This is a genomic window from Gemmobacter sp. LW-1 (genome assembly GCF_001303875.1).
Taxonomy (GTDB): domain Bacteria; phylum Pseudomonadota; class Alphaproteobacteria; order Rhodobacterales; family Rhodobacteraceae; genus Gemmobacter; species Gemmobacter caeni.
This window is the reverse complement of the sequence record NZ_LJSC01000033.1, coordinates 18,796-42,039: the sequence shown is the minus strand read 5'-3', so window position 1 is coordinate 42,039 and position 23,244 is coordinate 18,796. Positions and strand designations below refer to the sequence as shown.

Genomic DNA, 23,244 nt, shown 5'->3' with positions numbered 1-23,244 from the left:
TCAGTTGAACCGATGGCGCAGCACTTCCGCGCCGCGCCGCAAATCCGTGGCGGTGCCGGAATTGTCGACCAGCACAAAGGCTGTGCGGTTGCGTTCAAAGAACGCCAGCGCGCCGTCTCCACGGGCGGTCGCCGTGGCGGGCATGTCCGGTCCGTCGACACTGCGCAGCACGCTGAACAGCAGGATTTCCCCCAGATCGGGCGTTTCGATGACCAGGGCGACGCCCGGACGTTCCGGCGTGGCCACGATCTGCGCGGCGCGGATCGACCAGCCCTGCGGCAGCCGTGGCAGATCAATGCCCAGCCGGGCCGCGATGCGGGTCGGATCTTTCGGCATCGGGCCAAGATCGTTGCTGAGCGCGATGCGCAGGCTCACGGCATCCTGCACGTCCAGTGCGGTCTCGAAAAGCCGGGCAATATCGCCCGAGGGGGCTTCGGGCGTCCGGGGGTAAAGGCCCTGTGCGGTCCAGCCCATGACAAACATCGCCGCCGCTGCGGCGAAAGGCAGCCAGCGGCGCAGTGACTGGCGCTGCGCAAGCCCTGTCTCCAGTCGGCTTGCGGCCAGCCGCATCTGCGGCGGAGGGGGGCTTTCCACCGCAGCCATGGCCAGCCGCAAACCTTCGGTGAGGCGCATTTCGGCCATCACTTCTGCGGCGCGCCCGGGATGCCGCGACAGATGTTCTGCCACCGCATAGCGTTGCTCGCCGTCAAGCTGATCGTTGATGAAGGCGGCGATATCCGTCTCGATCTGGTCCTGGGGATCATCTGTCATCTTGGCCTCGCACCAGTTTGAGGGAAGGGGGAACCGCCCGGGCGGCGGGGCCGTCTTCGAAACGCCGCAGGGCAGCACGGGCCCGCCCGACCCGCGACATGACTGTCCCGGCCGGGATATCGAGGATTGTGGCGGCCTCGGTCACGCTCAGCCCCTCGACCCCCATCAGATGCAGCGCCTCGCGCTGTTCGGCGGGCAGCGCGAGAAATGCCTGGCGGAGTTGCTCCAGCCGGACGACATGTTCGCCTTCGGGCGGCGAAAATCCGGGGTTGCTGTCGGCCCAGGCCTGTTCACGTGCGACCGAAGCGCGGTGCGCGCGCCTTTGATCGATAAAGAGATTGTGCAGGATCGCCATGAGCCAGACGCGCAGGTCCGCGCCCGCCCGGAAGCTGCCGCGCCGTTCATAGGCCTTCAGCAGGGCGCCCTGAACCAGATCGTCCGCTTCCGTTTCGGCACGCGTCAGAACCCGTGCGTAACGGCGCATCGGCTCCAGATGGGGGGTCACGTCAAAACTCTTCATGCCCGGTATACGGAGCGGCGCGCGGTTTCATCCCGCGCGATAGCCCGATCCTTTCTCTCCGACCAGTGCCGCATTGCGTTCGCGCAGATGCGCGGCGGCATCGTCATACAGGAATGGCAGAAACGCATAGCGACGTCCCCGGGTTACGCGGCTCACCTTGTGCAGAAGCGAGCAGGAAAACACCACCGCCCCGCCCGGCGGTGCCTTGAAGCCGCGCGGCCCGTATTCGGGAAAGCTGACCTCGCCGCCGTCGAAATCGTCGTTGAGGTTGACTGAAACCGCAAACCGGCGATGCGCGGTGCCAGAGGTGGTATTGTCGCGATGTGCCGCGAAATGGCCACCATCCTCGGCAGCATAGCAGGAAACGATATACCGCTCCATCCGGGTGACCCTGAACTGGTGTGCCCTGGCGATTTCCGGCACGACGCGCCGCAGGAAGCGGCTTTGCAGGCTGGCGATCAGATCCTTGTCGGTGATGTCAAAATCGCTGCGCTGCTTGTGCTTGCGGTCTGTCATGCCGATAGTGCGGCCGTTGACCTGCCGCATGAAGCCGCTTTCGGTGCCGCCATGGGACTCGTAAAGTCCGATCAGATGACGGCAAAGGTCAGGCTCGAACAGCCGGGGCAGGAACAGGACCGGCGCCTGAAGATCAATGCCGGCAAAGCGTCCGGGGGCGGGCTGCGCCTCCACCAGCGCCAGGAACTCGGCCACATCGCCGCCATCGGCGCGGAACGGGATTGTGGCCACCACCCGCAGCGTCGGGTCCAGCAGAAGCCAGAAGCGGTTCATGGCCAGCTGTCCGGTGGCTGTATCCGCATCGGCCGGAACCGCGCCATATAGCTTGGCCACCGACAGGTCGAAATCCCAGAACACCCGGAAGCCGGGTGTGCGGTTGGCCAGACGGCCCTGCGCCTCGTCGCCGGGATCATTGCTGACCGCGAAGAAGCAGGCGTGTTCGTCGTCGAACAGGTCCGTCCGGGCCAGAACCGCGCGGATGGCCGCCTGCGCCTGTGCATCCCGCGTCGAGCCCAGAAAGCAAAGCGCGATATGGCGTCCGGCCGTGGTATCGAAGGCAAAGCGGGGATTGGCTGGGGTGCGCTGGTAGAACCACGGGGCCGGATCGCCGGGCAGCGGCATGGTCGCGGAAATGGCAAAGGCGTCTGACATGCTGGCCCGTGTTCAGGGGAAATTCCTGACACATACGAAGCCATGCGCGGCTTTCATCCCGAAAAAGATCCGCGCGCCCCGGCGTTACTCCCCCCCGAACGGAAACCACCGCCCCGGATCCGGGGCGGTGGTTTCCCTGCGGCCGGCGGATCAGGCGGCGGATTGCGCGGCGCCCAGCTTTTTCCGGCGGCCTGCGGCCCAGGTCAGCAGCAGGTGATCCGCCATCAGCCCCATGAAGGCGACGGCAAAGCCAAGCACCAGCCCCTTGCCCACGTCAGTGGACGACAGGGCGCGCTGCATTTCCTGCCCCAGATCCTGTGTGCCGATGAAGGCGGCGATGATGACCATGAAGAGGGCGAACATGATCGACTGATTGGCGCCGATCACCAGCGTGGGCACGGCCAGCGGCAGTTTCACATGCCACAGAACCTGTCGGGGACCGGCGCCTGACATGGCGGCGGCCTCAATGGTTTCGGCGGGCACGCCGCGCAGACCCTCGATGGTGAAACGCAGAATCGGGACCGTGGCAAACACCATCACCGCCGCGATCACCGCCACGTCATTGACGCCGAACAGCATGACCACCGGGATAAGGTAGATGAAGCTGGGGAAGGTCTGAAGCGTGTCGCAGATCAGGATAAACCGGCTGGCGCGCGCAGGGCGCCCCGCGGCCCATACCCCCAGTGGCAGGCCGATCAGCAGCGCGATGATAACGGCCACCGTGACGGTATAGACCGTGATCATGGCGCGGTCCCACCAGCCCGACAGGGCAATCGGCAGGATGAAGGCCAGACAGATCAGGGCAGACCGCGCGCCGCCGACCAGCCATCCCAGCCCGGCCAGAAAGGCCAGCACCGCCGAAAAGGGCAACCACAGGAAGCCGTCGCGCAGCGGGATCAGAACCCAGGTGATCAGGAACCAGCGCAGCCAGTCGGTCAGCGGGGTGACCAGGCGGATGAAGCCGTCCACCCCGGCATCTATCGGTCCGGCGAGGGTCAGCGCCTGCTTGCGCTCGACCACCGCGAAATAGGGATGCAGGGCAGCCAGCGCGAAGCCAGCAGCGCAAAGCCCCAGCCAGATCAGCAGATGCCGGTTGCGCACCATCCAGTCTGCGCCCGCAGTCAGATGTTCGGGCTGTTTCAGCGCCCAGGCCTTCGACAGCCGGTCCAGCACCACGGCCAGCAGTACGATGGTGATGCCGATTTCCACCGACAGCCCGATCTTCAGCGATTGCAGCAGGTTCAGCAGCTTCTGCCCCAGCCCCGGCATGCCGATGAACGAGGCCAGCACCACCATGGCAAGGCTTTGCATGATGACCTGGTTTATCCCGATCAGCAGCTCGGTCCGGGCCGCCGGAATGCGGACGCTGCGCATCAGCTGCCATTTGGTTGTGCCGCTCATCTTGCCGCTTTCGATGATCTCGGGCGGCACAGCGCGCAGGCCCAGCAGCGTCATGCGGATCATCGGTGGCACCGAGAAGATGATGGTGACGATGGCGCCCGCTTTCGGCCCGACGCCGATGAACACCACAACCGGAATCATATAGGCGAAATGCGGCAGCGACTGCGCGATGTTGAGGATCGGGTTCATCACCCGCTCGACCCGGCGGAAGCGCCACGCGAGCGTGCCCGCCAGTATCCCCAACAGCACCGAGAAGGGCGCCGCGACCACGATGACGGAAAGCGTCTCCATCGCCCATTTCCACTGGCCCATGACCGCGATCCAGACGAAGGTTCCTGCCGACAGCAGTGCCAGGCGCCATCCGGCCAGAACATAGCCCGCCATGCCCATGGTGGCGGCGATCACCACCCAGGGGATCGGCCCCAGCATGGGCCAGCGCGATTTGCCGTAAAGCAGGTTTGCCGTCACATCGAGGCAGAATTCCACCGCATCCGAAATGGCGCGGGTGACCACCATCAGGCCCAGATCATCGCGCAGGAAGGCAAAAGCCGTGTTGATCCAGCGGGCAAAGGGCAGGATCAACGGCTCCGGCAGGCGCATCAGCCCGTCCGGCAGGATGAAGCGGCCGAGGCACAGCAGCGCCGCAAGGCAGAACAGGGCCAGCGCGGGCCGGGGAAGGCGGGACAGGGCGCCGCTCATGCCGCAGGCCCCAGCAGAAGATCCAGCGCGGCGGCACGGTCGATCACGCCGCTGATCCTGCCATCCGCACCGCTGACCGGGATCATCGGCCGGTCGTCCTGAAGGATGCGGCGGGCCAGCGTGTGCAGCGTTTCGGTAGCGGGCAGCGCCGTGCCCTCGACGGACCGCCCACCCACCGGCAGCGCCAGCGCCCCGGCATGTACCACCCTTGCACGATCCACCGCCGAGGTGAACTTGGCGACATAGGGCGTGGCGGGGGCCATGACGATGCGTTCGGGCGTGTCGATCTGTTCGACCGCGCCGTCCTTCATGATGGCGATACGGTCGGCAAGGCGCAGCGCCTCGTCGAAATCATGGGTTATGAAGACGATGGTCTTGGCCATCATGGCCTTGAGTCGCAGGAATTCATCCTGCATCTCGCGCCGGATCAGCGGGTCCAGCGCCGAAAAGGGTTCATCCAGAAACCAGATGTCCGGCTCTACCGCCAGACTGCGGGCGATGCCGACACGCTGTTGCTGCCCGCCCGAAAGCTCGCGCGGGAAATAGCCTTCGCGCCCACCCAGACCAACCAGATTGAGCATCTCGCTGGCCCGCGCGATTCGCGAAATCCGGTCCTGCCCACGCATTTCCAGCGGAAAGGCCACGTTTTCCAGAGCGGTGCGATGCGGCAGCAGGCCGAAGCTCTGAAACACCATGCCCATCTTGCGGCGGCGCAGGTCGATCAGCTCGGTTTCCGTCATCGCGCCCAGATCGCGACCTTCGACCGTGATCGCCCCGGAGGTAATGTCGATCAGCCGGGCAAGACAGCGGATCAGCGTGGATTTGCCCGAACCGGACAGCCCCATCACCACCAGCATCTCGCCGCGTGCGATATCGAGAGAGACGTTGCGCACCGCCGCGATATGCCCGCTGGCGCGCAGTTCCTCCATCGTGGTGTCGGGGCCCAGCCGGCCAGCCAGCTGCGCCGGGTGATCGCCGAAAACCTTCCAGACATTCTTGCAGGAAATCACACTTTTGTCTTGAGCCATTGCCGGACCTCGCAGGGAAGAAAGGGCCACCCGGCCAGGCCGGGTGGAGTTGGGCGTGCTGTCACAGGGAAGTGACGGACGTACGCTCGGGCGAAGTCACTCGGTCCAGGGCTTCCAGACGGCCTCGTTCGCGGTCAGCCATTCCGCTGCGGCATCTTCGGGTTCCATGCCGTCCACATCGACGAGCTTGGCCATTTCCGCGATCTGGGCATTGGTGAAATTCACTTTCTGAAGCACCGAATAGGCCTTGGGCCATTTGGTCTTCATCTCGTCCCAGGCCGCGATCTTCAGATAGCCATTGGCCGGATTGCCACAGTCATAAACCTTGTCCGGCAGCGGGCCCTTTGCCGGGTCTTTGTCGCAGCCTTCCTCCCAGGCCGGGAATTCCACGAATTCGCCGGGCCAGACTGCTTCGGCGAAGTTGGGTGTCCAGTTGAACAGGACGATCGGGGTCTTGCTTTTCTCCGCTGCGGCGATTTCGGCCCAGAGCGCGGCGGCAGATCCGGCATTGACCACGACGAAGTTCATGCCAAGCGCATCGACCTTTTCCTGGTCATGTTTCAGCCAGTCCACCGGGCCGCCAAGGAAACGACCCTTGTCGCCGGTTTCGGGCGTGGCGAACAGCCCGGCGCATTCGTTCAGCGCCTTCCAGTCGGGCAGGCCGGGGCAGGCATCCTTGGTCCACATCGGATACCACCAGTCCTCGCGGGTGATGGCGGTATGGGTGGCGACGTCGTGGATGCCGCCCTTCTCGACCGCCGCGCGGAACGAATTGCCGAAGGCGCCTTCCCAGACCTCCAGCTCCAGCGTGGCATCGCCCAGACGGATCGCCTCGTACACCGCCTGACTGTCGGTCGAGACATATTCGACGGAATTGCCAAGCGACTGGAACATCTGTCCGACGACGTTGGACATCACGATCTGGCTGGACCAGTTGTGAATCGGAATGATGATCGGGTCCGGGGAATCCTCGGCGATTGCGGTTCCGGTGGTCAGCACAAGAGCTGCTGTGGAGATGAGCAGGCGCGTTCTGTTCTGCATGGTTTTCGGTCCCTGTTGTCTGGCGCCGGTGTCGGGGCGGCGTTTTTCCCCGGAAAGGTGACATCTTTCCTGAGAGGCAATGTTAGCCAGCGCTTGTGAACAGGTCAGACCACCGGGATGAACAGGCTGGAAAAAGTTGTTACAAGATGTTAACAGAATATCGACCAGCAAGACGAGGCGGATCGACCCTTGACCTCAGCAGCGGCGCATATCGTTGTGATCGAAGACGATGCGGTAACCCGGACCGCACTTGCCGGGTATCTTGAAACCTTCGGTTATCGCGTGACCGTCTGTGCGGGGGCCGAGGCCGCTGAACGGGTATTGAACCAGGAAAGCCCGGATCTGCTGATCGTCGATATCAACCTGTCCGGCAAGGACGGGCTGGAAATCACGCGCGAACAGCGGGCGCGGTCGGAAATCGGTATCATCCTGCTGTCAGGCCGCACCGATGATGTCGACCGCATCGTCGGGCTGGAACTGGGGGCGGATGACTATGTCTGCAAGCCGTTCAACCGTCGCGAATTGCTGGCGCGGGTGAAGAACCTGCTGCGCCGCACGGCGGCCATGCGGCAACTGGCGCGCCGGGTGGTGCATTTTGCCGGTTTCACCTTCGACACGGCGGCGCGGCATGTGGTCGGGGCGGGGGGAGAGTCGATCCAGCTGACCCGCGCGGAATACGAACTGCTGCGCGCTTTCGTCCTGAACCCCGGAATCGTGATGAACCGGGACAGGCTGCTGTCGGCCATCACGCACCGACGCAACGTGACCAGCACGCGGACGGTGGATGTGATGGTGAAGCGCCTGCGCGAGAAATTCGGCGATGACCCGAAAGTCCCGCGGATCTTTGGCACTTCGCACGGCGAGGGCTATGTGTTCACTGCGCCGCTGGCATGAACGGCACCGGAGCGTAGAGTGCGGACAGCGTGTCGCGCAGATCATGCTCCGCCCGCGCGACAGCAGCCCGCAAGGCGGCGAGCGTGGCTTCATCCGGCAGCGCATCCGTCCGGTTCAGCCCGGACAGAAGCGCCAGAAGCTCGGGCATGTCAAAATTACCGACCGCGCTTTTCAGCTGATGCGCCTGGCGTGACAGCGCCGTCCGGTCCCCGGCCCGGACCGCCGCGATGACAGCCTCGGCCCCCGGCCGCAGCGATTCCAGCATCAGCCGGACAAGGGTACGGGTCTGGTCCGGCCCGAGGTCGGCCATTGCTGCCTGGACCGAGGCGGCCACCGCGGGGGCCTGGCTGTGGCGGTTCAGCACGGCAACCAGCGTTTCCGGCGACAGCGGCTTGGCGATGATGTCATTCATGCCCGCAGCCCGGCAGGCCTGCACATCTTCGGGCTGCACATGGGCCGAAAGGCCGATGACCGGCAGCCGCGCGGCCATCGGGCCGGGCAGGGCCCGGATGTTGCGGGTTGCTTCGATGCCGGAAATGCCGGGCAGATTCACATCCATCAGCACGGCGTCAAAGCCGCCCTCAGCCACCAGCGCCACCGCTGCCTCGCCGGTTTCCGTCAGGGTGCAATGGTGCCCGAGCGTCCGCAGGAAGGATCGCGCGACCTCCTGATTGACCGGGTGATCCTCGACCACCAGCACCTTCAGCGGCCGTGCGGCGGGTTCCGGCAGGGTGATCATCCCGTCGGCAGGCGCGGCCTCGGCGCGCTGGAATGGCACGGTCAGGGTGAAGGTCGCGCCCTTGCCCGCGCGGCTTTCGGCGGTCAGAACCCCACCCATCAACCCGGCCAGCCTGCGCGAGATCGACAGGCCAAGCCCGGTGCCGCCATAGGTGCGGGCGGTCTGGGCGTCTTCTTGCTGGAAGGGGGTGAAAATCCGCTCCATCGCCTCGGGTGCGATGCCCTTTCCGGTATCCTCGACCTGAAAGCGCAGGCGCAACACGCCGTCGCGCCCGTCGGTCGGCAGAAGAATGGCGCGCAGCACCACTTCGCCTGTGGCGGTGAACTTGACGGCATTCGACAGCAGGTTGAACAGGATCTGCCGCAGCTTGCCCATATCGCCCTGCAAGGGTGGGACCGGCGCTTCCGGCAGCACCGTGCGCAACTGCAAGCCCTTCTCCTCGGCCACCGGCGCCATCAGCAGGGTGATATCATGCAGCGCCTCCGTCAGGTCGAAGGCCATGCTTTCAGTGTCGGCGGTGCCCTGATCCAGTTTGGAATAATCCAGAATGCTGTTCAGAAGCCCCATCAGGCCATTGCCCGAGGCGAGGGCAACATTGATGCGGGCGGCCTGATGATCCGTCAGCCCTTCCTGCGGCAGGCTGCGCAACATGCCCAGAACCCCGTTCATCGGCGTGCGGATTTCATGGCTCATCATCGCCAGAAATTCCGACTTTGCGCGGTCCGCCGCTTCGGCACGGGCCCGGGCGGCATCATGCGCCGCGACCTCGCCGCGCAGTTGTTCCGTCTGTTCGTCCACCAGTTGCTGAAGCTCGTTGCGGTGGCGGTGCAATTCCTGCAGATGGCGCTCGCGCTCGGTCGCGAAGGCGCGGTTCGCGATGGCTTGCAGACGGAACACCTCGACCGCGCGTTCCATCCCTGCAATCTCGTCCGCGCCGTCCGGCTGGATGATCGGGCCAAGATCACCCTCAGCCAGCCCGGTCATCCGGGCCGACAGCGCATCCAGCCGCCGGATCAGGTTGCCCCGCACATAAAACCACAGCACCGCCATCGACAGAACCAGCGCGAGCATGGCCGAAAAGGCATAAAGCCGCTGCGTCGCGGTGATCGCCTGTTCGGCGGCCCGTCCTGCCGCGACCGCGCGTGCCTCGATCCCGTCGGCAAGCGCCGCCGCCGCAAGTTCCAGCGTCACAGCGGCCTGACGCAGTTCGGTTTCCGCTGTGGCGATGTGATCGGTCAGCACCAGAACCGAACCGGCGGTTTCGAACAGCGTGGCGGTTTCCGGCGGTGTCGCCACCCCCGAGCCGATGGTGCGCAGCAACACCAGCGCCCGTTCGGCGCGGCGTGGATCGTTCACCGATGCCAGACGCCGCGCGATCACCTTGGCGCGCAGGTCCAGATCCTGCCGGATGCCATCAAGTTCGTCCTGACTGCGTACCCCCGCCACACGGTTCAGCAGCAAGCCGACCTCCGAGGCATGGGCGCGCAGTTCGAACATCAGGCCCATCTGGAACAGATCGACCTCGATCAGCTTGTCCAGTGCCTCCAGCCGGGTATGCAGGCCCGAGGCGGGGTCCATTTCAAGGTCATAGAGGCTGGAAATGACCGCTGCCGCACCCATTTCGGCATTGGCCACAAGCGTATCGGCGATTTCGGTCAGTTCGACGGCGGCAATGCGGCCCGCCTGCAACTGTGCGTCACGGCGGGCGATCAGATGGATGCGCTGCCGGACCTGCCCGTCGATCGCCACGAGAGCCTGACGCACCGCCGCCTCTGCCTCCAGCACGCGGGCCAGCGCCTCGCCCCGGACTGCGGGTTGCCGGGTCAGGCGGTCCCGCAGCGCGTCCGCCTGCGCGAACAGGAAGGCGGATCGTTCGGTGCGCTGCGCCTCGTCGGTGACGGCCGCCAGTTCGGGGGCCATGGCGACGACCCGGCTGGTTTCCTCGGCCACGCCGCGCACTTCGGAAATCGCCGGAATCGCCTCGGTCACCACGCGCGACTGAATGCGCGCCACATCCTGCAACTCGAACCAGCCCAGAATGCCGGTCGCGACCGGAAAGCCCGCGATCAGCAGGACGGCCAGCATGAGCCGCCCGCCGAGGCTCGATTTGTAGTCGAGGATACGCAATGCTTGCCTCTGGGGTGCTGTTCACCGCAGGTTAACATCATTTCCGCTGAAGGGGAGAGGGGGGAAGATGCGCAAACTGCCAGGCCTTACCCTTGCGCTTGCCGGATGGCTGGGCGCCAGCCTGCCCGCCCTTACCGAAACGGTCTGGAAGCTGGAGGCGCGCAGCTTTCCCTTCGATGACAGCAGCCCGGCCCATCCGGTAGACTATCACCCGCTGGATCATGCCACGCGGCCGTGGCGGCTGTGCATTCTTTATCCGCACCTGAAAGACGCCTACTGGCTGTCGGTCAATTACGGGATGGTCGAAGAGGCGCGGCGGCTGGGTGTGGCCTTCGATGTGTTCGAGGCGGGCGGATACCCCAATCTCGACCGGCAGGCTGAGCAGCTGAAAGGCTGTTCTGGGGCTGAATTCGATGCCGTGATTCTGGGAACGGTCTCTTATGACGGGCTGACCCCGCTGGTCGAGGCTCTGGCGGCGCGCAAGCCCGTTATCGCGGCGGTGAACGACATCGACGACCGGGGAATCTCCGGCAAGGCCAGTGTTCCCTGGACGGAAATGGGCGCCGCCGCCGGGCGTTTCATCGCCGCGCGCCATCCGCGCGGCAGCGCGCCGGTGCGGCTTGCATGGTTTCCGGGGCCGACAGGGGCGGGCTGGGTCAGTTTTGTCGAACAGGGGTTCCGGTCGGCCATCGCCGGCAGTTCCGCAGAAATCGTGACGACACTTTATGGGGATACCGGGCTGGAGCAGCAGGTGCTTCTGGTCGAAGAGGCGTTGGATCAGCGGCCCGACATCGACTATCTGGTGGGAAGTGGCCCGATGGCCGAAGCCGCCGTGTCGATCCTGCGGGCGCGGGGCGCGACGGATCGCGTGCGGGTTGTTTCGACCTATCTGAGTCATGCCGTCTATCGCGGGGTGATCCGGGGGCGGATCATGGCAGCGCCCACCGATTTTCCCGTTGAGCAGGGTCGGCTTTCGGTCGAGATGGCGGTTCGGGCGCTGGAGGGGCGGCTGGAGCTGACACATGCCGGGCCGCCGATCCTCGTGGTAACCGCGGAAACTGCCGGCCCTGCCGTGGTCGAAGGCTCACTGGCTCCGGCCAGTTTCGTGCCGGTCTTTTCGCTGGCCCCGCCGCCCTGATCCGGCGCTGGTGCCGGGCTGTTCAACGGCAATTTTGTTTGCAGGCAAACAAATAATTCATTATTTTCAATAGATTGCGACTCAGCCCCTTCTTGTGTAGAGCCTGCGCAGCCCCTTGCTGCCCGGAGGAACGCCCGATGTCGCCCAGCCTGACCGAAATCCGGCAGAACCTTGCCCATGCCTATGATCTTGCCCCCTCGCTGGACCTGGCAGAGCAGACGCGTGAGATCTGGGGCCGTATGGCGCGGGTGGTGCCCTTTGCCGACTGGGCCATGCACACGCCCTATGTTCAGGCGATCAACCGGCTGAAGGCGGAACGCGGCGCGGTGGTTCTGGCGCATAACTACATGACGCCCGAAATCTATCACGGGATTGCCGATGTGGTGGGCGACAGCCTGCAACTGGCCATCGCCGCGACGCGGGTGGACGCGCCGGTGATCGTGCAATGCGGCGTGCATTTCATGGCCGAAACCTCGAAAATTCTGAACCCCGGCAAAACGGTGCTGATGCCCGACATGGCGGCGGGCTGTTCGTTGGCCGAGGCGATCACGCCGGAAGGCATCGCCGTGATGCGCGCGCGGTATCCCGGGGCGCCGGTGGTCAGCTATGTCAACACCACGGCGGCGGTGAAGGCGGCCTCGGACATCTGCTGCACCTCGTCCAATGCGGCGCAGATCGTGCGGGCGTTGCCGGGCGATACTGTCATTATGACGCCCGACAAGTATCTGGCGCAGAACGTGGCGCGGCAGGTGCCGGAAAAGCGGGTGGTCTGGTGGGACGGGGCCTGTATCGTCCACGAACGCTTTACTGCGCAGGACCTGCGGGATTTCCGTGCGTTCCAGCCCGATACGACCATCATCGCCCATCCTGAATGCCCGCCCGATGTGGTGGCGGAGGCGGATTATACCGGCTCTACCTCGGGCATCATTGATTTCGTCGCGCGCGAACGCCCGGCGAAGGCCCTGCTGGTGACGGAATGTTCGATGGCCTCGAACATCGCCGACGCCCATCCGGCGGTGGAGTTTGTCGGCCCCTGCAACATGTGCCCCTACATGAAGATGATCACGCTGGAAAAGGTGCTGTGGTCGCTGCATTCCATGACGACCCCGGTGGAGGTGGCAGCGGGACTCGTGGCCCCCGCCCGTGCGGCGGTGGAGCGGATGATCGCGCTTTCCGCCGCGAAGGCCGCCGCATGATCGAGACCGGCCGCATCGTCATTCTGGGGGCGGGGATTGCCGCGCTGACGGCGGCGCTGCGGCTGGCCCCGCGTCCGGTTCTGGTGATCTCGCCCGATCCTCTGGGGCAGGGCGCCTCGTCGGCCTGGGCCCAGGGCGGCGTGGCGGCGGCGCTGGGGCCGGATGACAGCGTGGCGGCGCATGTGGCCGATACAGTAGTGGCGGGGGCGGGCATCGTTGACGTCGCCGTCGCGCAGGCCGTGGCCGAGGCGGCGCCCGAGGCGGTTGCGGCACTCGTGGCGTTGGGTGTGCCGTTCGACCGCGATGCCGCAGGGGCCTTCGCCCTGTCGCGCGAGGCGGCGCATAGGCAGGCGCGTGTCGCAAGGGTGCAGGGCGACAGCGCCGGAGCCGCCATCATGGCGCGGTTGATCGCCGCCCTGCGCAACACTCCTTCGGTTCAGGTGCTGGAGGGGTTTGCGGCGGAACGGCTGGCGCTTTCGTCCGGCCGCGTCACCGGCGTCTGGCTGGCGCGCGCGGACGTGCCCTCGCAGCCCGTTCTCCTGAAGGCGCCTGCGGTTCTGCTGGCCTCGGGCGGGGCGGCGGGGCTTTATGCGATCACCACCAATCCGGGCAGGGTGCGGGGGCAGGGGCTGGGCCTTGCCGCACGGGCGGGGGCGCGGGTGGCGGATGCGGAATTCGTGCAGTTCCATCCCACCGCCATCGCCGGCGGTGGCGACCCCGCGCCACTGGCGACCGAGGCGCTGCGGGGCGAGGGCGCGTTGCTGGTCAACAGCCGGGGGTTGCGCTTCATGGCGGNCGCGCATCCGGCGGCCGAGCTTGCGCCGCGCGACATCGTGGCCCGCGCGGTCTTTGCCCAAAGCCAGTCCGGGCTGGCGCCGGCGCTGGATGCACGGGCGATCTTTGCCGGGAACGGCAAAGCGCATTTTCCAACCGTTGCCGCGGCCTGTGCGCAGGCAGGGATCGACCCGGCGCGACAGCCCATCCCCGTCGCCGCAGCCGCGCATTACCACATGGGCGGCGTGGCTTGCGACCTGCGTGGCCGCAGTTCGTTGCCGGGGCTGTGGGTGGCGGGCGAAGTGGCCGCGACCGGGCTGCATGGTGCGAACCGCCTGGCCTCCAACGGACTGCTGGAGGCGCTGGTGATGGCTACACGCGCGGCGGCGGACCTGGCAGAGAACCTTCCCCCTGGGGAAGCCCCGGAGGTGCATCTGGCACCGCAAGTCGGGGGGCTTGGCCCTGACCTTGCCATGGTGGCCGATCTGCGTGGCCTGATGACCGATTGTTGCGGCGTGATCCGCAGCGAATCCGGCCTGCGCCGTGCGCTGGGGGATCTGGCCCTGATGTCCCGGCGCGCGTTGCCGGAACCGATGCTTAACATGGTGGCGGCGGCAACGCTGATTGCTGCTGCCGCGCTGTTGCGGTGCGAAAGCCGGGGCGGGCATTTCCGCGCCGACCATCCGCAACCCGATCCCACTCTGGCCCGCCGCAGCCGCCTGACGCTGGCGGAGGCCGAGGCGCTTCGTGATGAAAAGGTACCTGCCTGATGCTGCCCGACCTTCTTCTGGAACCCCTGGTCCGCAACGCCCTGACCGAGGATCTTGGCCCGACCGGCGATGCGACCGTCGCGGCGGTCATCCCGCCGGGGCTGCGCCAGGCGGTGCGGCTGAACGCGCGCAGTTCCGGCGTTGCCTCGGGCCTGCGGCTGGCGGCGATGGCGTTCCGCATGGTCGATCCGGCGCTGCGGGTTGTGGCGCTGGCTGAGGATGGCGACCGTTTCGAACCCGGCACGACGCTGATGACCGTTGAAGGGGCGGCGGGGTCGATCCTGATGGCGGAACGGGTGGCGCTGAACTTTGCCGGCCGCATGACCGGCATCGCCACGCTGACCGCCGCTTTCGTGGCCGAGACGCGGGGCACCCGCGCCCGCATCACCTGCACCCGCAAGACCACACCGGGCCTGCGCGCGGTGGAAAAGGCTGCCGTGCGGCACGGTGGCGGCTCCAGCCATCGCTTTGGCCTGTCGGATGCCATTCTGATCAAGGACAATCACATCGCCGCTGCCGGGGGAATCCGGCCGGTGCTGGAGGCCGCGCGGGCGGCGCGGTCCCATATGATGCGGGTCGAGATCGAGGTGGATCGTCTGGACCAGCTTGAGGAGGTGCTGGCGCTGGGCGTGGCGGATGTCGTGCTTCTGGACAATATGACGACCGCGACACTGGCCGAAGCCGTTGCCATGACGGCGGGGTGTGTGGTGCTGGAGGCGTCGGGCAACATGGCGCTGCCGCGCATCGCCGAGGTAGCGGCGACCGGGGTCGATTACATCTCCGTCGGGGCGCTGACGCATTCTGCCCCGGTGGTCGATCTGGGGCTGGATGCCTGAGCGCGGGGCGCGTCAGGCATCGATCTCGGCCAGAAGCTGCTGGTAGCGGGCGGTGTAATCGGCGCGCACCTGCACCGGCGGGCGCAGCCGGATCGACAGATCGGGGACCAGCCCATGCGGCGGGCGTCCGAACAGGCGGTCGGCCTCGTCCCGCGTGAATCCCGCGATCTGCACCGCCTCGGCCCAGGCGGAAACCGTATCGGCGGCCTTGATCGCCTTCTTGATGGCAACGGGCAGCGCGGCGGGCAGGCCAAAGCGCAGATGGATGGCGGCGGTCAGGCGCTGGTCAAGCTCGGCATAGTCCGGGCCGATGGCGGCTTTCACCGGGCTGATCATGTCGCCGATCACATATTCCGGGGCGTCATGCAGCAGGGCCGCCAGCCGCCAGCGCGCCGCGATGCCGGGGTTTTGCCGGGCGAAGATCTGTTCCACCAGCAGCGAATGTTCCGCCACCGAATAGGGCCAGTCGCCCGAGGTCTGCCCGTTCCAGCGCGCGACGAAGGCCAGGCCATGCGCGATATCGGCGATCTCGATATCCATGGGGGTCGGGTCCAGCAGGTCCAGCCGCCGACCGGACAGCATCCTTTGCCAGGCCCGCGCCGGTTTGCCCCGATTGTTTCCTGATCTCGTCATAGATTTACCACTGGACCCGTGACAATTGCCGCACGAGTTACAGAGTGCTATCTCAGCGTCAAACGGAAATGCAAGGAGACCGGCGCATGCCGCAGGATTACATCGTCAAGGACATCGCTCTCGCGGATTTCGGCCGCAAGGAACTGGATATTGCGGAAACCGAAATGCCCGGTCTGATGGCCTGCCGCGAGGAGTTCGGCGCATCGCAGCCGCTGAAGGGTGCGCGCATCGCCGGCTCGCTGCACATGACGATCCAGACCGCCGTTCTGATCGAAACGCTGAAGGCACTGGGCGCCGATGTGCGCTGGGCTTCGTGCAACATCTTCTCGACGCAGGATCACGCGGCGGCGGCCATCGCGGCCTCGGGCACGCCGGTCTTCGCGATCAAGGGTGAAACCCTTGAGGAATATTGGGAATATACCGACCGCATCTTCCAGTTCCCGGAAGGCACCTGCAACATGATCCTCGATGACGGCGGGGATGCGACGCTTTACATCCTGCTGGGCGCGCGGGTCGAGGCGGGCGAGACCGGCCTGATCGATGTGCCGACCTCGGACGAGGAAGTCTGCCTGTTCAACCAGATCCGGAAGCGTCTGGCTGCAAGCCCCGGCTGGTTCACCAAACAGCGCGACGCGATCAAGGGCGTTTCGGAAGAAACCACCACCGGCGTGCATCGCCTGTATGATCTGCACAAGAAGGGCCTGCTGCCCTTCCCGGCGATCAACGTCAACGACTCGGTCACCAAGTCCAAATTCGACAACAAATACGGCTGCAAGGAATCGCTGGTCGACGGTATCCGCCGCGCCACCGACACGATGATGGCCGGCAAGGTCGCCGTGGTCTGCGGTTATGGCGATGTGGGCAAGGGTTCGGCTGCCTCGCTGCGGGGCGCAGGCGCCCGCGTCAAGGTGACCGAGGTGGACCCGATCTGCGCGCTGCAAGCGGCGATGGACGGCTATGAGGTCGTCGTGCTGGAGGATGTGGTTCAGGATGCTGACATCTTCATTACTACCACCGGCAACAAGGACGTGATCCGCATCGAGCATATGCGCGAGATGAAGAACATGGCCATCGTCGGCAACATCGGCCATTTCGACAATGAAATCCAGGTTGCCGCGCTGAAGAACCACAAATGGACCAACATCAAGGACCAGGTGGACATGATCGAGATGCCCTCGGGCAACAAGATCATCCTTCTGTCCGAAGGTCGTCTGCTGAACCTTGGCAATGCCACCGGCCATCCGTCTTTCGTGATGTCGGCCTCGTTCACCAATCAGGTCCTGGCGCAGATCGAGCTGTGGACCAAGGGTGCCGAATATGCGCCGGACGTCTACATCCTGCCCAAGGCGCTGGATGAAAAGGTTGCGCGCCTGCATCTGAAGAAGATCGGCGTGAAACTGACCGAACTGCGCGCCGATCAGGCCGATTACATCGGCGTGAAGGTCGAAGGGCCGTTCAAGTCGGATCACTATCGTTACTGAATCATCTGAACGGGCGCGGGGCATTTGTCCCGCGCCCGCTTCATCGGCGTGCAGGTCGGGCCGGATTTCATCAGACAAGGCTTTGCCGCGCGATAATTACAGCTTTTGTTGGAAAAAACCGGCGGGATCGCGGTCTTCCAAGGCAAAATCAGATCAATGAGTGAGGCGGGATATGGCAGAAGAAACCAAACGTGAAAAACTGCGCGGTCGCATGCTGGAAAGCATGCCCAAAGGGGCGCGGGTGGCAGAGATCGGCGTCTGGGAAGGCGCTTTCAGCAAGCGTATCATGGAAATCTGCGATCCGGCGGAGCTGCATCTGATCGACCCGTGGCTGTATCAGCCCGAATTCGGCAATACCGGCTTTGGCCGCAAGAAGAACGAAAACCTGATGGAGCAGAAGTATCAGGACGTTTGCGACATGTTCAAGGATGACGCGCGGGTGAAGATCCATCGCGACATGTCGGATGCGGCGCTGGCCTCGCTGCCCGATGCCTCGCTGGACTGGGTCTATATCGATGGCAACCATAACGAGCCCTTCATCGGCCGGGATATCGCGCTGTGCCTGAAGAAGGTGAAGCACGACGGCATCATTGCGGGTGACGATTTCAACTGGATGTCCGATGCACAGGGCGCCCCGGTGAAACGCGCCGTGGAGGCCATGGTGGAAGAGCTTGGCGATCAGGCCGAACTGAAGCTTATGGCGAACCAGTGGATCGTGAAGCTCAACCGCCCGGCAGCCTGACCCTTTCGCCAGCGGGGAACCCGCGGCGATAATTCCCTTTGTCGTGGCCCGGCGATGGCCTAGGCTGCCGTCGTGGCCCGCGAGGGGCGAAAAAGGAGCATGGGATGAGCAAAAGAGACGAACTGATCGCCAAATATGCCGATGACCTGCGCAACAAGTGCAAGATGGACCCGGATATGGATCTGCTGCGCAAGGTGACCATCGGTTGCGGACCGGCGATCTACAACGCGGACAGTGAAACCGTTGCCGCCTCGCAGCCGGACGAGCTTGAAACCGTGAAGAAGAACTTCCTGATGAAGAAGCTGGGTCTGGCCGATAGCCCGGCGCTGATGGAAGCGATACATGCGGTCGTGGAGATTTATGGCCGGTCCGAGCGCAACAAGTATCGCGCGGTCGTCTACTACATGCTGACCAAGCATTTCGGTAAAGAAGCCGTTTACGGCTGATCCGCCCGGCAGATGCACAGCGCCCGCAGATCCTGCGGGCGTTTCGCATTTTAAGGACTTGGTCTTTGCAAGGCCTGACCGAGTCGCGCTATGGTCAATCCATGGACAGGATGTCCGGGGCCTTTTTCAGAACACGCGTGGTGCTAAGGGAGCGCGTGGGGTGGATGGAGGGCCCCTTTGGGGTTGGGGCCCTCCATTTTTTTACGGCTCGACGCCCCCCATCCGGCAGACGATCTTCCATTCGGCTTCCGTCACCGGCTGCACTGACAGGCGCGACGTCTTGACCAGCGCCATTTCCTCCAGCCCCGGTTCGGTCTTGCAGGCCTCCAGCGTTACAGGCCGTGCAAGCGGGCGAATGGCGCGGATATGTACGCAATCCCAGCGGGGATCATCGCTGGTGCTGTCCGGCGCGCTTTCGGCGCTGACCTCGACGATGCCGACGATCTCTTTCCCCTGATTGGAGTGGTAGAAGAACCCCCGGTCACCGATCTTCATGGCGCGCATGTTGTTGCGGGCCTGATAGTTGCGCACGCCGCCCCATTCCTCGCCCGCGTTCCCTTTGGCGACCTGCTGGTCCCAGCTCCAGGTGTCAGGTTCGGATTTGAACAGCCAGTAGTTCATCCGATCACCTTCTTCCATTCGGTGATCTGCACGCTTTCGAACAGCCCGGCCCTGGCATAGGGATCGGCAGCGGCCCAGTCGCGCGCCTGATCCAGCGTCTCGACCTCAAGGATCACCAGCGAGCCGCACATCTCGCCCGCCTCGTTCAGGAATGGTCCGGCCATCTCGACCACGCCGGTCGACCGGATGTGTTCCAGATGGGCGGGGCGGTTTTCCTGCCGGATATGCAGGGATTGCGGTTTGTCCTTGCAGACGAGGGCGACGCGCATGGGTTACTCCTGTTTCAGCGGGCGGGAAAGAAGGCTCTGTATGGCCTCGGTGACGGTGATGCGGCCATCGACCAGCGCGGCAACGGCGGTCGAAACCGGCAGATCCAGCGCCTGCGTGCGGCCGATTTCAGCGACAGCGCGGGCGGTCGCGGCGCCCTCTACCGTGGTTGCGGGGTCGAAACTTTCGCCCCGGCCCAGCGACAGGCCAAAGCTGAAATTGCGCGATTGCGCGGATGTGCAGGTAAGAACAAGGTCGCCGAAGCCCGACAGACCGGCCAGCGTTTCGGCCCGCGCACCGCGTGCCAGCGCAAAACGCAGCATTTCGGCATAGCCGCGCGTCATCAGGGCGGCGCGGGCGGAATCGCCAAGGCCCGCGCCGATCACCACGCCCGCCGCAATGGCCATGACGTTCTTCAGGGCGCCGCCCAGTTCGGCTCCGATGACATCCGGGGTGCGATAAAGCCGCAGCACCGGGGTCGAAAGCCGTGCTTGCAGATGCGCACCAAGCGCATCGTCCCGGCAGGCGAGGGTCAGTGCGGTGGGCAGGCCGATGGCAATGTCTGCGGCGAAGCTTGGGCCGGTCAGCACGGCGGGGGCGGGACCACCGAGCGTGCCGAGGATTTCGACAGGGCCCAGTCCGGTGGTCAGATCGACCCCTTTGCAGCAGGCGACCAGCGGACGGCTGGCAAGCCGCGCGCCATGATCCGCCACGAAGCGGCCAAGGGCCTGCATCGGCACCGACAGCAGCAGCAGATCGGCGTCATCGGTCTCGGCAAGATCGGCGGTCACGGTCACGCTGCCGGGCAACACCAGCCCCGGAAGCCGGCGGATCTCACGCCCCGCCTGACCACGCCCCCACAGCACCACGGGGCCTTCGCGGCCAAGCGCGGCGGCCAGCGCCGCGCCGAATGCGCCAGAGCCGAGAATGGCAATCTTCATGCCTTCGCCCCCTTCTTGCCCGATCCCAGAAGGGCCGGGCTGGTGCGGTCCAGCGGCCAGCGCGGACGGGCAGACAAATCCAGCCCGTCAGGGCCACGCGTTGCCAGTTGCTCGATCCCTGCCCAGGCAATCATGGCGGCATTGTCGGTGCAAAGCGCAAGGGGCGGGGCTAGGAAAACCGTCTCTGATCCGCTGCACAGGGCCTGAAGGCGCGCGCGGATTTCGGTATTGGCCGCCACCCCGCCTGCCACGGCGAAGGTCTGGACCGGATGCGCAGCCAGTGCGCGGCGCGATTTCTCGAACAGCACATCCACCACGGCCTGCTGAAAGCCTGCGCAAAGGTCCGCACGATCCTGCCGCCGCAGCCCGCCGTGTTCGGCAATCAGCGCATCGCGCTGCCGCAACACCGCAGTTTTCAGGCCCGAGAAGGACATGTCGCAGCCCGGCCGGTCCAGCAACGGGCGCGGCAGGGCAAAACGCTTCGCGTCGCCCGTTGCCGCCTCGGCCTGAACGGCGGGGCCGCCGGGTTGCGGCAGACCCAGCACCTTGGCGACCTTGTCGAAGGCCTCGCCCGGCGCGTCGTCGATCGAGCCGCCCAGACGGGTGAAATCATCCGGCCCGTCCACGCGCAGGAACTGGCAATGGCCGCCCGAAACTAGCAGCATGAGATAGGGATAGGCGATTTCGTCGGTCAGCCGGGGCGTCAGCGCATGGCCCGCCAGATGATTGACCCCGATCAGTGGCAGCCCGGTCGCAGCCGCAAGTCCCTTGGCGCACATGACGCCGGACAGGACGCCACCGATCAGCCCCGGTCCCGCTGTCACGGCGATGCCGTCCAGATCGGCCAGACCCAACCCCGCCGCAGCCAGCGCACGTTCGACGCAAAGGTCGATGCGCTCTGCATGGGCGCGGGCGGCGATTTCCGGCACCACGCCGCCGAAATCGGCATGCAGCGCCACCTGCCCCTCGACAACTGAGGACAGGATTTCCGGCGCGGCGCCCGCGCGGCGGCGCACCACGGCGGCGGCAGTATCGTCGCAACTGCTTTCGATGCCCAGCAGGGTCAGGCTTTCGGTCATGGGCTTTCCGTTGAAACGCAGATGCGACCGGGGTAACACCGCAGTCATGCTCAGGCAATCCCGCGCCCCCGCTGCGGTGCGGCCTGCGGTCATCCTGACCCGGCCCGCTGCGCAATCCGCCCGTTTCGCCGCGCAGCTTCATGCGCGGCTGGGCGAGGGATTCGATATCCTGTGCTCGCCGCTGATGGAGCCGGAGTTTCCCGCAACCCGCCTGCCCGATGGCCCGTTTGAGGCGCTGATCCTGACCTCGGGCACCGCGCTGGAGGCCTTGCCGCATCTGACCGGCTCCTTACCCCCCCGTGCCTTTTGCGTCGGGCGCCGCACGGCTGATGCGGCACGGGCGCACGGGTTCGATGCCGTTTCCGCCGATGGGGATGCCGAGGCTCTGCTGGCCCTGTTGCTGGATCAACGCCCGCAGGGTGGCCTTCTGCACCTGCACGGGGAAGAGCCGCGTGGCGATCTGGTTGCGCGGCTGCGCGCTGCCGGGCTGCGCGCCGAGGGGCTGTGTGTCTATCGCCAGAGACCAAGGTCGCTGGCCGCTGCGGTGATCGCCCGGCTGGAACAGCCGGGGTATGTCCTGTTCCCGGTCTTTTCTCCACAATCGGCCCAAAGCCTCGCCGAAGCGCTGCGCGTCTTGCCGCGTCCGGCCGCCATGATGCAGTTCACGGCAATTTCCCGTGCAACCGCCGAACCGCTTCTGCGTTTCTGTCTTGGGCCTGTGTCTGTTGCGGCGCAGCCGGATGCCGGGGCGATGCTGGATCTGCTCGATCCGCCGCCATGGGACAATCCGTGCCTTGAGGCACCGGGATCGAAAGACTAACTTCGGGTGGAAGCGCAGAAAAAGGGGGATGGAATGGCCGAGACCGGGGACCGCGCAGCGGATCAGAAGGCGGAGCCCGTCACCCTGACGGAGCCGGAACAGGAAATGCCGGTTGCAGAGCCGGATATAAAGCCCGTGTCAGAACCCGCGCCCGTCGCAGCCGAGTCACCCCCCGCCAAAGGCGGCGGATTTGGCCGTTTCGTTGGGTTGACCTTCGGGGGTGTCGTGGCAGCAGGGCTTGGCTTTGGGCTTGCGACCTTCGGCGCGCGTGAGGGCTGGCCGCTGGTCACGCCGCCGCAGGCTGGCGTCGAGGCCATGCAGCAAGAGATCACGAGCCTGCGCGCGCAGCTTGAGACCGCGACCGCGCTGGCGGGACGTATTGAGGTGCTGGAACAGCGTCCTGCCCCCGTGGCAGATCTGGCACCGCTGGAGAATCGCTTGACGAAACTTGAATCGCAGGGCGATGGTGGGGCCGCACTGGCGGCGCTTCAGGCGCAGGTGGCCGATCTGGCTGCGAAAGTGGCGGCGCAGGCCGGGGATGCGGGGCGGATCGCCGAGGAGATCCAGAGCCAGGTGCAGGAGCGGCTGGATGCGGCCGAGGCGGAAACCGTGCAATTGCGCGCCGCTGCCGAACGTCGCGCGGCGCTGCTTGAGGTGGAAACCGCGCTGAAAAGCGGTAGCGGCCTTTCTGCGGCCGTCAGCCGGGCCGAAGCGGCTGGTGTGACTCCCCCTGCCGCGCTGAAGGAATTTGCGGCCTCCCCGGTGACGCTGACCAGCTTGCAGGACACCTTTGCCGATGCCGCGCGAGCGGCGATTTCGGCGGATGCAGGCACCACGGCGGAGGCGGGTCTGGGCGAGCGGATGGCGAGCTTTCTGGTCAGCCAGACCGGCGCCCGATCGCTTGAACCGCGGGAGGGTGACGATACTGATGCCGTGCTGTCACGGGCTGAAGCGGCGCTGCGGCAGGGCGATGTGGCGGCTGCGCGCGGATTGGTCGGGCAATTACCCGAGGCGGCCCAGACCGCGATGGCAGGCTGGTCGGCCGAGGCGGATCGCTGGCTTGCCGCACAAATGGCAATTGCCGATCTTCTTTCGGCCGGTTGACAGGAGAAC

General features: G+C 65.6%; 22 protein-coding genes and 1 pseudogene. 11 read left to right on the top strand and 12 right to left on the bottom strand.

From position 1 onward, the window contains the following. From AO684_RS06925 to AO684_RS06900, 6 genes are all read right to left on the bottom strand, one after another. A complete protein-coding gene (locus AO684_RS06925; protein ID WP_054302015.1) occupies nucleotides 1–771 on the bottom strand; it encodes an anti-sigma factor in 771 nt (256 codons plus the stop codon). After that, nucleotides 761–1,276, bottom strand: coding sequence for a sigma-70 family RNA polymerase sigma factor (locus AO684_RS06920; protein WP_235451232.1), 516 nt, complete (start codon nucleotides 1,274–1,276; stop codon nucleotides 761–763). The genes AO684_RS06925 and AO684_RS06920 overlap by 11 nt, the downstream gene beginning before the upstream one ends. 42 nt (nucleotides 1,277–1,318) lie before the next feature. Further along, a complete protein-coding gene (locus AO684_RS06915; protein ID WP_082400795.1) occupies nucleotides 1,319–2,458 on the bottom strand; it encodes a 2OG-Fe(II) oxygenase in 1,140 nt (379 codons plus the stop codon). 150 nt (nucleotides 2,459–2,608) lie between these two features. Continuing rightward, complete coding sequence (locus AO684_RS06910) at nucleotides 2,609–4,558, bottom strand: proline/glycine betaine ABC transporter permease (RefSeq protein WP_054302013.1); 1,950 nt, start codon at nucleotides 4,556–4,558, stop codon at nucleotides 2,609–2,611. Further along, on the bottom strand, nucleotides 4,555–5,586 hold the full coding sequence (locus AO684_RS06905; RefSeq protein WP_054302012.1) for a glycine betaine/L-proline ABC transporter ATP-binding protein: 1,032 nt from the start codon (nucleotides 5,584–5,586) through the stop codon (nucleotides 4,555–4,557). The genes AO684_RS06910 and AO684_RS06905 overlap by 4 nt, the downstream gene beginning before the upstream one ends. Before the next feature lie 96 nt (nucleotides 5,587–5,682). After that, complete coding sequence (locus AO684_RS06900; RefSeq protein WP_054302011.1) at nucleotides 5,683–6,627, bottom strand: ABC transporter substrate-binding protein; 945 nt, start codon at nucleotides 6,625–6,627, stop codon at nucleotides 5,683–5,685. A 189-nt stretch (nucleotides 6,628–6,816) separates the two neighbouring features. On the opposite strand from AO684_RS06900, the gene AO684_RS06895 reads away from it, so the two are divergent. Next, nucleotides 6,817–7,521, top strand: a complete 705-nt coding sequence (locus tag AO684_RS06895) for a response regulator (protein WP_054302010.1) — start codon at nucleotides 6,817–6,819, stop codon at nucleotides 7,519–7,521. Here AO684_RS06895 and AO684_RS06890 read toward each other — a convergent pair. Next, nucleotides 7,502–10,387 (bottom strand): ATP-binding protein, encoded by a 2,886-nt coding sequence (locus AO684_RS06890; RefSeq protein ID WP_152968372.1) that lies wholly within the window; start codon nucleotides 10,385–10,387, stop codon nucleotides 7,502–7,504. The two genes, AO684_RS06895 and AO684_RS06890, sit on opposite strands and share 20 nt — an antisense overlap. A 67-nt stretch (nucleotides 10,388–10,454) precedes the next feature. Here AO684_RS06890 and torT point away from each other — a divergent pair, with 67 nt between their 5' ends. From torT to nadC, 5 genes and pseudogenes are all read left to right on the top strand, one after another. Then, nucleotides 10,455–11,525, top strand: coding sequence for a TMAO reductase system periplasmic protein TorT (torT, locus tag AO684_RS06885; RefSeq protein WP_054302008.1), 1,071 nt, complete (start codon nucleotides 10,455–10,457; stop codon nucleotides 11,523–11,525). Nucleotides 11,526–11,662: 137 nt separating this feature from the next. Then, nucleotides 11,663–12,721, top strand: a complete 1,059-nt coding sequence (gene nadA, locus AO684_RS06880) for a quinolinate synthase NadA (protein ID WP_054302007.1) — start codon at nucleotides 11,663–11,665, stop codon at nucleotides 12,719–12,721. Then, nucleotides 12,718–13,516 (top strand): annotated as a pseudogene (locus AO684_RS22185) (FAD-binding protein); the annotation flags it as partial. The gene nadA and the pseudogene AO684_RS22185, both read left to right, overlap by 4 nt. A 1-nt stretch (nucleotide 13,517) precedes the next feature. Next, nucleotides 13,518–14,265 (top strand): FAD-binding protein (locus AO684_RS22180; RefSeq protein WP_235451231.1); only part of this gene is annotated, 748 nt, incomplete at its 5' end. Next, the gene (nadC, locus tag AO684_RS06870; RefSeq protein WP_054302005.1) at nucleotides 14,265–15,101 is read left to right on the top strand and encodes a carboxylating nicotinate-nucleotide diphosphorylase; all 837 of its coding nucleotides are present in this window, start codon (nucleotides 14,265–14,267) and stop codon (nucleotides 15,099–15,101) included. The genes AO684_RS22180 and nadC, both read left to right, overlap by 1 nt. 12 nt (nucleotides 15,102–15,113) lie before the next feature. Here the strand turns inward: nadC and AO684_RS06865 are convergent, their stop codons facing one another. Next, a complete protein-coding gene (locus AO684_RS06865; RefSeq protein ID WP_235451230.1) occupies nucleotides 15,114–15,683 on the bottom strand; it encodes an HD domain-containing protein in 570 nt (189 codons plus the stop codon). A 137-nt stretch (nucleotides 15,684–15,820) separates the two neighbouring features. On the opposite strand from AO684_RS06865, the gene ahcY reads away from it, so the two are divergent. From ahcY to AO684_RS06850, 3 genes are all read left to right on the top strand, one after another. Continuing rightward, complete coding sequence (gene ahcY / locus AO684_RS06860) at nucleotides 15,821–17,215, top strand: adenosylhomocysteinase (protein ID WP_054302003.1); 1,395 nt, start codon at nucleotides 15,821–15,823, stop codon at nucleotides 17,213–17,215. Nucleotides 17,216–17,387: 172 nt separating this feature from the next. Then, entirely contained in the window at nucleotides 17,388–17,957 is a 570-nt protein-coding gene (locus AO684_RS06855) for a class I SAM-dependent methyltransferase (RefSeq protein ID WP_054302002.1), read from the top strand. 104 nt (nucleotides 17,958–18,061) lie between these two features. Next, nucleotides 18,062–18,403, top strand: a complete 342-nt coding sequence (locus AO684_RS06850; protein WP_054302001.1) for a DUF2853 family protein — start codon at nucleotides 18,062–18,064, stop codon at nucleotides 18,401–18,403. 201 nt (nucleotides 18,404–18,604) lie between these two features. On the opposite strand, the gene AO684_RS06845 is transcribed toward AO684_RS06850, so the two are convergent. Genes AO684_RS06845 through tsaD form a run of 4 tightly spaced genes read right to left on the bottom strand, consistent with a single transcriptional unit; the run spans nucleotide 18,605 to nucleotide 21,311 of the window. Continuing rightward, nucleotides 18,605–19,024 carry an EVE domain-containing protein gene (locus AO684_RS06845; protein WP_054302000.1) on the bottom strand — a complete coding sequence of 140 codons (420 nt, stop codon included), beginning with the start codon at nucleotides 19,022–19,024 and terminating at the stop codon, nucleotides 18,605–18,607. Next, nucleotides 19,021–19,293 carry a YciI family protein gene (locus tag AO684_RS06840; RefSeq protein WP_054301999.1) on the bottom strand — a complete coding sequence of 91 codons (273 nt, stop codon included), beginning with the start codon at nucleotides 19,291–19,293 and terminating at the stop codon, nucleotides 19,021–19,023. Before AO684_RS06840 ends, AO684_RS06845 begins: the two co-directional genes overlap by 4 nt. 3 nt (nucleotides 19,294–19,296) lie before the next feature. Then, on the bottom strand, nucleotides 19,297–20,232 hold the full coding sequence (locus AO684_RS06835) for an NAD(P)H-dependent glycerol-3-phosphate dehydrogenase (protein WP_054301998.1): 936 nt from the start codon (nucleotides 20,230–20,232) through the stop codon (nucleotides 19,297–19,299). Continuing rightward, nucleotides 20,229–21,311 carry a tRNA (adenosine(37)-N6)-threonylcarbamoyltransferase complex transferase subunit TsaD gene (tsaD, locus tag AO684_RS06830; RefSeq protein WP_054301997.1) on the bottom strand — a complete coding sequence of 361 codons (1,083 nt, stop codon included), beginning with the start codon at nucleotides 21,309–21,311 and terminating at the stop codon, nucleotides 20,229–20,231. Before tsaD ends, AO684_RS06835 begins: the two co-directional genes overlap by 4 nt. A 46-nt stretch (nucleotides 21,312–21,357) precedes the next feature. Between tsaD and AO684_RS06825 the strand changes: the two genes are divergently transcribed. Both AO684_RS06825 and AO684_RS06820 read left to right on the top strand, forming a co-directional pair. Continuing rightward, nucleotides 21,358–22,131, top strand: coding sequence for a uroporphyrinogen-III synthase (locus tag AO684_RS06825; protein ID WP_054301996.1), 774 nt, complete (start codon nucleotides 21,358–21,360; stop codon nucleotides 22,129–22,131). A 33-nt stretch (nucleotides 22,132–22,164) separates the two neighbouring features. Then, a complete protein-coding gene (locus AO684_RS06820; protein WP_054301995.1) occupies nucleotides 22,165–23,235 on the top strand; it encodes a COG4223 family protein in 1,071 nt (356 codons plus the stop codon). Nucleotides 23,236–23,244: the final 9 nt, after the last annotated feature.

Bases quoted from the DNA above. Each gene is read 5' to 3' on its own strand.
- AO684_RS06925 (WP_054302015.1), bottom strand. From the start codon at position 771: ATGACAGATGATCCCCAGGACCAGATCGAGACGGATATCGCCGCCTTC.
- AO684_RS06915 (WP_082400795.1), bottom strand. From the start codon at position 2,458: ATGTCAGACGCCTTTGCCATTTCCGCGACCATGCCGCTGCCCGGCGAT.
- AO684_RS06910 (WP_054302013.1), bottom strand. From the start codon at position 4,558: ATGAGCGGCGCCCTGTCCCGCCTTCCCCGGCCCGCGCTGGCCCTGTTC.
- AO684_RS06905 (WP_054302012.1), bottom strand. From the start codon at position 5,586: ATGGCTCAAGACAAAAGTGTGATTTCCTGCAAGAATGTCTGGAAGGTT.
- AO684_RS06900 (WP_054302011.1), bottom strand. From the start codon at position 6,627: ATGCAGAACAGAACGCGCCTGCTCATCTCCACAGCAGCTCTTGTGCTG.
- torT (WP_054302008.1), top strand. From the start codon at position 10,455: ATGCGCAAACTGCCAGGCCTTACCCTTGCGCTTGCCGGATGGCTGGGC.
- nadA (WP_054302007.1), top strand. From the start codon at position 11,663: ATGTCGCCCAGCCTGACCGAAATCCGGCAGAACCTTGCCCATGCCTAT.
- nadC (WP_054302005.1), top strand. From the start codon at position 14,265: ATGCTGCCCGACCTTCTTCTGGAACCCCTGGTCCGCAACGCCCTGACC.
- AO684_RS06865 (WP_235451230.1), bottom strand. From the start codon at position 15,683: ATGCTGTCCGGTCGGCGGCTGGACCTGCTGGACCCGACCCCCATGGAT.
- ahcY (WP_054302003.1), top strand. From the start codon at position 15,821: ATGCCGCAGGATTACATCGTCAAGGACATCGCTCTCGCGGATTTCGGC.
- AO684_RS06855 (WP_054302002.1), top strand. From the start codon at position 17,388: ATGGCAGAAGAAACCAAACGTGAAAAACTGCGCGGTCGCATGCTGGAA.
- AO684_RS06850 (WP_054302001.1), top strand. From the start codon at position 18,062: ATGAGCAAAAGAGACGAACTGATCGCCAAATATGCCGATGACCTGCGC.
- AO684_RS06845 (WP_054302000.1), bottom strand. From the start codon at position 19,024: ATGAACTACTGGCTGTTCAAATCCGAACCTGACACCTGGAGCTGGGAC.
- AO684_RS06840 (WP_054301999.1), bottom strand. From the start codon at position 19,293: ATGCGCGTCGCCCTCGTCTGCAAGGACAAACCGCAATCCCTGCATATC.
- AO684_RS06835 (WP_054301998.1), bottom strand. From the start codon at position 20,232: ATGAAGATTGCCATTCTCGGCTCTGGCGCATTCGGCGCGGCGCTGGCC.
- tsaD (WP_054301997.1), bottom strand. From the start codon at position 21,311: ATGACCGAAAGCCTGACCCTGCTGGGCATCGAAAGCAGTTGCGACGAT.
- AO684_RS06825 (WP_054301996.1), top strand. From the start codon at position 21,358: ATGCTCAGGCAATCCCGCGCCCCCGCTGCGGTGCGGCCTGCGGTCATC.
- AO684_RS06820 (WP_054301995.1), top strand. From the start codon at position 22,165: ATGGCCGAGACCGGGGACCGCGCAGCGGATCAGAAGGCGGAGCCCGTC.